General features: G+C 68.2%; 10 protein-coding genes and 2 pseudogenes. 2 read left to right on the plus strand and 10 right to left on the minus strand.

Annotated elements, in window-relative coordinates:
* Positions 1-191 (minus strand): annotated as a pseudogene (locus U9977_RS20815) (hypothetical protein); the annotation flags it as partial.
* A 183-nt stretch (positions 192-374) separates the two neighbouring features.
* Here U9977_RS20815 and U9977_RS20820 point away from each other — a divergent pair.
* Entirely contained in the window at positions 375-773 is a 399-nt protein-coding gene (locus tag U9977_RS20820; protein WP_322750969.1) for a hypothetical protein, read from the plus strand.
* Between the two features lie 53 nt (positions 774-826).
* Here the strand turns inward: U9977_RS20820 and U9977_RS20825 are convergent, their stop codons facing one another.
* The 3 genes from U9977_RS20825 to U9977_RS20835 form a co-directional block, all read right to left on the minus strand.
* Positions 827-1,354, minus strand: coding sequence for a hypothetical protein (locus tag U9977_RS20825; protein ID WP_322750970.1), 528 nt, complete (start codon positions 1,352-1,354; stop codon positions 827-829).
* Positions 1,355-1,542: 188 nt separating this feature from the next.
* Entirely contained in the window at positions 1,543-1,716 is a 174-nt protein-coding gene (locus U9977_RS20830; RefSeq protein ID WP_322750971.1) for a hypothetical protein, read from the minus strand.
* A gap of 46 nt (positions 1,717-1,762) precedes the next feature.
* Positions 1,763-2,503 (minus strand): hypothetical protein, encoded by a 741-nt coding sequence (locus U9977_RS20835; RefSeq protein ID WP_322750972.1) that lies wholly within the window; start codon positions 2,501-2,503, stop codon positions 1,763-1,765.
* 317 nt (positions 2,504-2,820) lie between these two features.
* Here U9977_RS20835 and U9977_RS20840 point away from each other — a divergent pair, with 317 nt between their 5' ends.
* Positions 2,821-3,558, plus strand: a complete 738-nt coding sequence (locus U9977_RS20840) for a hypothetical protein (RefSeq protein WP_322750973.1) — start codon at positions 2,821-2,823, stop codon at positions 3,556-3,558.
* Between the two features lie 346 nt (positions 3,559-3,904).
* Here the strand turns inward: U9977_RS20840 and U9977_RS20845 are convergent, their stop codons facing one another.
* From U9977_RS20845 to U9977_RS20870, 6 genes and pseudogenes are all read right to left on the minus strand, one after another.
* Positions 3,905-5,023, minus strand: a complete 1,119-nt coding sequence (locus tag U9977_RS20845) for a DUF932 domain-containing protein (protein ID WP_322750974.1) — start codon at positions 5,021-5,023, stop codon at positions 3,905-3,907.
* A 583-nt stretch (positions 5,024-5,606) separates the two neighbouring features.
* Positions 5,607-6,071, minus strand: a complete 465-nt coding sequence (locus tag U9977_RS20850; protein WP_322750975.1) for a hypothetical protein — start codon at positions 6,069-6,071, stop codon at positions 5,607-5,609.
* Positions 6,072-6,273: 202 nt separating this feature from the next.
* Complete coding sequence (locus U9977_RS20855) at positions 6,274-6,435, minus strand: hypothetical protein (protein WP_322750976.1); 162 nt, start codon at positions 6,433-6,435, stop codon at positions 6,274-6,276.
* A complete protein-coding gene (locus U9977_RS20860; RefSeq protein WP_322750977.1) occupies positions 6,432-6,989 on the minus strand; it encodes a hypothetical protein in 558 nt (185 codons plus the stop codon). The genes U9977_RS20855 and U9977_RS20860 overlap by 4 nt, the downstream gene beginning before the upstream one ends.
* The gene (locus tag U9977_RS20865; RefSeq protein WP_322750978.1) at positions 6,986-7,378 is read right to left on the minus strand and encodes a hypothetical protein; all 393 of its coding nucleotides are present in this window, start codon (positions 7,376-7,378) and stop codon (positions 6,986-6,988) included. The genes U9977_RS20860 and U9977_RS20865 overlap by 4 nt, the downstream gene beginning before the upstream one ends.
* 85 nt (positions 7,379-7,463) lie before the next feature.
* Positions 7,464-7,777: pseudogene (locus U9977_RS20870) on the minus strand (hypothetical protein); the annotation flags it as partial.

The following is a 7,777-nucleotide window of genomic DNA, read 5'->3' on the forward strand; positions in this document are numbered from 1 at the left end:
GCCCGCGCGTGATCGGCGGCCCGGGTCTCGAAGGCGATGGTCGCCTCCTCGTCGCGGAGGTAGTCGTAGTCGGACAGGATCTGCCGGCGGTCACCGTCCAGGATGACGATCGCAGGGCAGTCCATCATGCTGATGGCCCGTTGCACGCGTTCCACGACATCGGTGACCAGCGCCCAGGTGGCGTCGTTCATCCACGGCTCCTTCAGCACTGGGTCCTGTCTGCCAGTCTTGCCCACGGCCGCGCGACGGTGGTCCCGGGGGGCATCGCTGACGCGGGCCGCCCTCGCCGGTGGGAGGGCGGCCCGCGCACGTCCTCTTAACGGTATGCATCCGCTTGTTCCCGGTTCGCAAGAATTTGGCTATGATCATGTGTTGTGGTGCAGGTCCTCGCGGACGCCGACAACCTCATGCGCCGGTGGATGAGCGTGACGATGGCCCTCGTCGCCGGCTATCCGTGCGTGGTCACCGTGGCGGGAGCGCCCGCCAGGCTGGCGAGGGTGACCTGGCCGCCGGGCAGCACGGTCGTGGCGGCCGTCGGCTGGCAGCGCGCGGATCTCGTCCTCGCCAGCGCCTACCGGCTGAACGACCAGCCGCTGCTGCTGGTCACCGGGGACGGTGACTTCGCCCATCTGGCGAGCCGGCATCCGGGCCCGGTGGCGGTGGTCGGGGTGTTCGTCGCCCGCGCGCTGCGCGACACGGCCACCGCGATCGACCTGTCCCGCGACGGCGTCGGCCCGCTCGCGGCCTGGTTGGACAGCCGCGCCGTTCACTGAACGGTGTGACTGAGATGCTGGAGGTGACGTCGGACTGTCTGCTCCTGGGTGGGTCAGCGGGGTTTACGTCGTTGGAGGTTCTCGTCGAGGAGCTCACCGAGCAGGACGACGCCGGGAAGGCCCGGCCCGGGGTTCAACGGGATCGACACGAAGCGGTCGGGGTCGCCGAAGGCGGGTGTGCCGTCGCGGGCGCGGGTGTAGGGCACCATGCCGTATTCCACGCCGTCCTCGGTGTCGTAGGCCATCCAGACGATCACATGCCGTTCGTCGTCGTCGTCACGCAGTGGGCCGGCGTAGGGCGAGCGGACGCGGATCGCGTCGTCGGAGTCCGTGAGGGGCACGGGGGTGCTGATCATGGGAACGGCCAGGACCAGCCGGTCGAGGCCGACGGTGTCGGCCTCGCTGGCGACACGTCGCTCGAATTCCTGCGCTTTGAAAGGGTCCCGCAGGTATGCCGAACTACTCAACGTGATATCAGAGTCACCTTCTAGTACGACAAGCGCGGGTTGATCTCCCTTCCGCAGGGCTTCCTGGACCTGCCTGACGACATCGTCGAGAAGGACGTGGGACTCGACGTTCATGGCGGTGTTCTCCGGGTCGGGTTGGGGGATGGGACGGCCGGGGCCGGGACGCCCGCTGTGGCGCCCCGCAGGGGTGACCTATCTCCAGTCTGATCGCGTCTCCAGTCTGATCGCGCTAGGGCCGGGTCGCCGCGGCGAGGGGCAGCGCACGCCCGCGGTCCCGGTCCAGGAAGCGGGGTCGTGTCGGTTCACAATCGCGTGATTTTGTCATGGGTGACGGTGACCGGCCCGTCCCGCCCGAGGTCGACCGTGACCCTCTCGCCGTCGATGGCGGTGATCCAGCCGAGCCTCCAGATCTGGCCGTCGCCCACCGGCACCTTGACCGCGGTACCGATCACCAGGGCGTCCTTCTCTGCGCTCATCGTCACGAGCCTTTCTGTGTATGTAGTGGGCGCGGGCGCACGGGGGTCAGCGGTCCCAGGGCTCGGCGGGCAGGTGGCCGGTCGGTGCGGCCATCGCCGCCTCGACCGCGTCGCCCCAGCTCCGGCCGTCGGCCTCTGCGCGGTGCGCGACGGTGAGGACCGCGAGGGCGCGGGCGGACAGGGTCCAGCCCAGCGCGGTGAACAGCTCCGCGGCGTCGGCCAATGCCAGGGCGGAGGCCAGGACGGCGTCGGCGCGTAGGTCGGCCGCGAGATGACCCAGCAGCAACGTCGGATACCCGTGCTGGAACAAGGAAACGATGCCCGGCGGCCAGCCCGGTGGCGCCGTCATCCCGGCGGGGAGGCGGGTCATCAGGTGCTGCAGGACGGCCCGGACGGCGTCGTCGCCCAGACGCCGGTCGGGCTCGGTGTCGGGGTCCTGTGCGGCGAGCCGCACCGCGACGTCGACCGCGTCATCCCAGGTCCAGCCGGCGTCGGCCAGCCGTTGGGCCTCGTCGGCGAGGGTCGCGGCGCGGCGGGTCAGCGGATATCCGAGGGCGCTGTAGACGTCGGCGGCGGGTTCGAGGTTGAGCAGGCTCGTCGTCCCGACGGTGGCGCCGAGGTCGGCGAGCACATGGCCGTGCAGGCAGACCGGCGCACCGGTGGGGGCGAAATAGGAACGGAAACCGGCGGGACGCTGCTGGACGGTGGCGGGTCCGTGCCGGTCGAGGACCCGGCGCAGCCGTCCGTACAGTTCGGCGTAGCCGATCGGGTGCGGGGATGCGGGCACGGTGCGTCTCCTTCCTGGAAGTGGGGCGGACGACGGGCAGGCGTCCGTGGGGACGGGCGACGCCCGGAGCCGCCGCGCGGCGGCTCCGGGCGCGCCGGAGATCGGCACGGGCGTCGTCCCGCGCGGTGTCCTACGGTGATCAGTCGGTGCCGGGCGTCCGCCACGACGCGGGATGGCCGTGCCGTGGCGTCGACAAGCCGGCGCGACCGCGGCGGCGCAGCCGGGTCGGCTGCCTTTGTCAGCAATCGCCCACGCTGGGTCGTTGAGTGCTGCTACAGTGCCTCCCGACGGACTGATCCGCTGGCAGGGGGGAACCTGTGGCAGAGAGCTTTGCGGAAGCACCTGTGTGGCCCGTGGTGATGGAAACGGTGCACGCGTTCATCCAGAATTCGACGTTAGGGACGCCCGGTAAGGTGTTCATCGACAACGCGTTCGCGGATCTTCTGAAACTGACTCCGGAAGGACAGCGGAAAACAAAGGACGAATGGAAGCCACCGGGCTGGAAGCCGACCGGGAAACCAATGGCAATGAATTCCTGTACCTATTTCCCGGAAACGAACAACCGGGCCGGGTACATCGGCGACGGCGTGGCGCTGTTCATCAACGCGAAGTCCTTCTACGGTGTGTGTAACGACTTCGCATGGGTGGTAACCAGTATTCTGGTGACCCGCACGTTCACCGGCCGTCTGCGTTCCCAGTCCGCCTTGCTGCCACCGGGGACGCAGGTCGAGGTTTACGGTATTGAAGGACAGCAGGACGCCAAGCACGTGTTCACCGTCGTGAACCGGAACGTCAAGCGTCACCCCGAAAGGGGCGCCGACGTGACGGAGGGTGACTTTACTCAGTGGGGCGACAACTGCTTCGTCGTCGATCAGTGGTACGGTCTCCAAACCGGAACCAGCCCGGTGAAGTCATTCACGCCGGGTCCCTACTACGACAAGGATTTCATCGACTGGTGGACCATCCTCCTGGCCAGGACGAACCCGGAGGGCACCAAGAAGCTGAACAAGCTTCAGTCGAAGGCCGCTTTCACGGCCGGTGAATTTCCCCTGTAGGACCTGTCGGCTGTCCGTTACCGGTACCAGCGGTTTCGGCGGCATGGTTGTCTGGGCCGGCATCGCCGGGGGGAGAGACCCGGTCGGTCTCGTGTGAGAACGAGGATTTCGGCGATCGGCATGATACGGAGTCGGGTGAGGTCGACGGCGGCCCCGGGCTGGGTCGACGGGGTCGCGGACCCGTTCCGGATCTGCCTGGTGCCCTTGCGCATCCGGTAGCCGGCGGCGTTCCAGGCGCTCCGCGGGCGGACGTCGGTGGTCTCCGGACACCGCTTCACGATCACGATTTGGTTGTTGAGGAACTCCTGAGATATTGGCTTTTCACACCAGAAGGCCAGCATTCCATTCACCGGCGGACCAGCAGCATCAGCTTTCGGTGGGCCTTGTCCTTGACCTCATCGTCGACGCCGTCGAGCAGCCGGGCGCCGCGAGCCCCCAGCTCATTGCCCTTCAGCGCGCCGCTTGGCCTGATCGTGGCGTAGTGGTCGACGTAGTCGGTCACCGCGCGTTCCGCGGCGTAGGCGGTACTACCGACCCTCGCGGACTCCTTCTCGAAGAGGCCCACGACGGTGTCACCCCGTTCGTCGCCCCGCTGGCGGGTGAGCGTAGGAGCGTCATCCTTGACGGGCCACAGCTCGTCGAGGAGCGTCCGAACCTCGTCGATGGTGGCGTCGGTACGTGCGAGGAGGGTCTCTTCCGCCGCGAACTGCTCGTAGTACCGGTGCGACAGACCCAGCGACCTGCGCGCCTCCTCCATCCGGTCGCTGGCGGTCGCAGTGTGACGGACCGTCCACTTCGTATAGGCGTCGCGCACGGCGAACCGCTCGGTGTTCGCGCAGACGGGCCGCCAGGGCGTCACGGCCACCGTGAACGGTGTCGATCCGTCATGGGAGTTCAGCGCCGCGACGAACGGAATGATCTCGTCGTTGATGCCCTCGGCGTCGACCATGACCGTGTCCGGCAGGCGAAGCGAGACGAAGGTACGCCGTCCCCCGCGCAGCGCCCCCGCCGACTCGAAGACGACACCGAAGTTCGCCACGAGGTCCTGGAGGAATGCAAACGACGCACGATTCTGCATCGGGTGGTAGACCTTGCCGACTACACCCAGCGCGGCGCCGGTGTCCTCGCGGACAGTCACGAACTTGTCCTCGACGACCCGCAGACCGCCGTGCCAGAGATACCGGGTTGGCCGAAGGGAGACCTCCCAGCCGATGTGGGCAAGGCGGAGAACCTCATCCACATCCGAGATCCCACCGGGGATGACGGTGCCGAGGCCGTGCCATGCGGGCGTGGTCGTGTAGAGAGCGGCCTCGCCCGAGGTCATGTCCAAGCCCTCGCGTCCGAAGACCTCGCTCTTGTCGGCATATACCCACGTGCCGTCGTCGCGCCGAGTCGCTCCGCCGCGCTCGATCGTCGCGCGACGCTCAGTGAACATTCGTTCGTTAACGTCGGTTGGTGTGGACATGGATGCATTCCTTTCGTGGGTGGGAACCGAGCCGGCGTGGAACCGTCGTTTCTGTCCGTGAATAGGTGCTTCTCATGGGGTTGCGGCGGAGCTCGCCCATCTCTCCGACCCCCGCCGACCCCTATTTCAGGAAGTTCGGATCTCTCGGGGTGCCGGTGCGGTACTTCCGTCGCCGGCGACGGGACTCGATCAGTTGGCGCCAGCCGTCGCTGGTCATCAGGGCGTCGAGGGAATTAAGTGCGGCAGGTGGATCTCCCGCCAGACCCTGGCGGTCTGCTCGGGTCCGCAGTCGACCGTCTGCCCGTCCATGTACGTGGCGGAGACCATGTCATTTCCCCACCGGATGTAGGAGACTTCGGCCGCGTTCTCGTGGCGTCGGGGCAGGCTCAGTGGGGGTATCGGTCCCCTCGCCGTAACGCCCACGCCTGGCCGCCGTGCGGCCGGGATGACGGGCCTGCCTCGGTCGGGCGTCGAAGCCCGCGATGCGCGGTGCGGGGTGCGGGGATCAGGCGGTCCGGGACATCCGGTGCAGGGGTGATTCCGGGACCACGGCCCGCGTTCCGCCGTGCCGTCCCGGCGGGTGTTAGCGCGCGGGCTGTTCGTCGGGACGGCACCACGTCGACCGGCCGTTGTCGTGCTCGACGCGTTCGTAGCCGAGTGCGTCGGCCCATTCCCGGCACGTGTGGCAGCTCAGCGTGCAGCGTGCGCAGCGGTCGCTGACGAGAAACTCTTCCCACCGCTTTTCGTTCGCCGACCGGGAGGACCGGCTGTACGTCCAGTCGCCGATTTCCCCGGAGAGGATGTCGCGTAGCGCACTGAGGACGCGCACGATCCGGTTCGGGTCGTACGTCGGCGCGGTGTGGTCGTGCATTCGGTTCTCGGACAGTGCCGCGTGGCGTTCATATCCGGTGCCACTGACCGGCCAGAGAAGCGCGCGGGCGTCCGCGCGGTCTTCCTCGGTCACCGGACCGCCGGGGTTCTGCACCTGCCGTCCGTAAGGCTCGGCCGGGGACGGGGACGTCGGTGCCCGGCGGGGACGGCTCGCCATGGCTTCACCTCCTCCTCTCTACGGGGATGCGGCGCTCGTGATCGCAGGCGTCACGAGCGGGGCCGATCGTGGTCTGGTTCGGCCGATGCAGGTCGGCCGGCGGCCAGCCAGGCGCTGACGAGAGTCATCGCCCGGTTGTCCCGATACAGGTCCGTGTCGTTGTCTGACAGCCCGGTCATCCCGTAGGACTCGCGCGCCTGGATTAGGTACTCGTTCGCGTCGACCCACTGGTGGAGAGGGCGCTGAACGAGCGCACACCGTCAGGGACGATCCCGGCGGCGATGTCACGGACCACCAGATTCTTGATCGAGTCGGCAAGGGTCTGGTCGGTGACGTGCGGCGCCGGCAGGCCGTCCGGCGTCATGTCGGGTCCGCGAACTCGACCGTGCCGAGCCCGTCGCCGGCGCTCTCGTCCAGGTGACCGTCGGGCAGAACGGACGGATCGACGACGACCGCCGGGGCCTGGCCGCACCGTTGGCCGGGGTCCCGTTGACGTGTGGTGGTGACGCTGCATGCTCCGGGCTGCCTGGCTGTGGCGAAGCGGATCATCCAGCCGTGGGTGAGATCGTCGAGGATGACTCCGTCGACTGCCGCGAGGTTGGCGACCTCGTCGGTGGTGACGAGCCAGAGTTCGCGGGCCGTGTCGTCGGCGTCTCTCCATGGGTGTCTTCCTCGGATGTCGCGGCGGGTCGGACGGGCTGCGCGTAGCTGGTCGTCGGTCGCGACGGTGCGGCAGAAGTGGGCGAACAGGGCGGTGCTCGCGGGGTCGTCGAACAGGTCCACGAGCGTGTGGACCCAGGCGCGGGGCACCGGTTCCGGCACGTCGTCCGGTAGGTCGTGGGCCGCATGCCAGGCATCGACGTCGGCCAGGGTGACCGTGCCGGCAGCGAATTCGTCCAACGGCGGAACCGTGCTCATCGGACCAGTTGGGCCGGCGGGTTCAGCGGGACCCATACCGCCGGTGGGGTTGGGCTGTCCTGTTCGGCCTGGATCAGTTCGCGTATCTGCCCGGTCAGGTAGTCGTCGTCGGCGGTGCGGCCGAGAGACGGGTCGTCCGCCCAGACGACCGAGTCGACCAGGGTCGTGGTGTCCACGACGACACCGCCGAGGCTGTCGGTGGTGTACAGCTGTCCGCAGTGGGGACACTCGACGACAGTCATGAGCAGGTACGCCGACCATGTTCCGTCCGCGAAGTGCGCGTGCTCGTCGGCGACGACCTCGGCGTCACCCAGTGGCGAACGGTAGTACTCCTGATCTTCGATGAGGTAGACCCCGACCCGGGTAGCGGTCGCGGTGATCGTGGACATGGCTGTCTCCCGAAAAGTGAAACCGTGAACGAGGCAAGGGGCTCGCGGCGGCACGGTGCGCCGCGCCGCCGCGCGGTTGATCGGTTCAGTCGGAGGGGGACGACGCCTCGGCGTGGTCGGCGGCGGACCGGCGACCGAGCACCTTGTCGTACGGCACGCGCCAGGTGTCATCGGGAACGAACGGGTGCGCGATCGTCAGGGACTGCTGGTTGACCCGCAGCACCGTTTCCCACCCGAACGACGACCGGACACGATCACCGCGGTGGAAGTCGGCCGGGCGCCAGATTTTGACGCCCGCCGCTTCCTGCTCGGCGACGTGCGCCGTCCAGTAGGTGATCTCGGCGTCGCGTTGGACGATGTCCGCTTCGATGCGGGCTCTCCACTGCGGGTTGGGTTCCG

This window comes from Protofrankia sp. Cas8, assembly GCF_963555845.1.
Classification (GTDB): Bacteria; Actinomycetota; Actinomycetes; order Frankiales; family Frankiaceae; genus Protofrankia.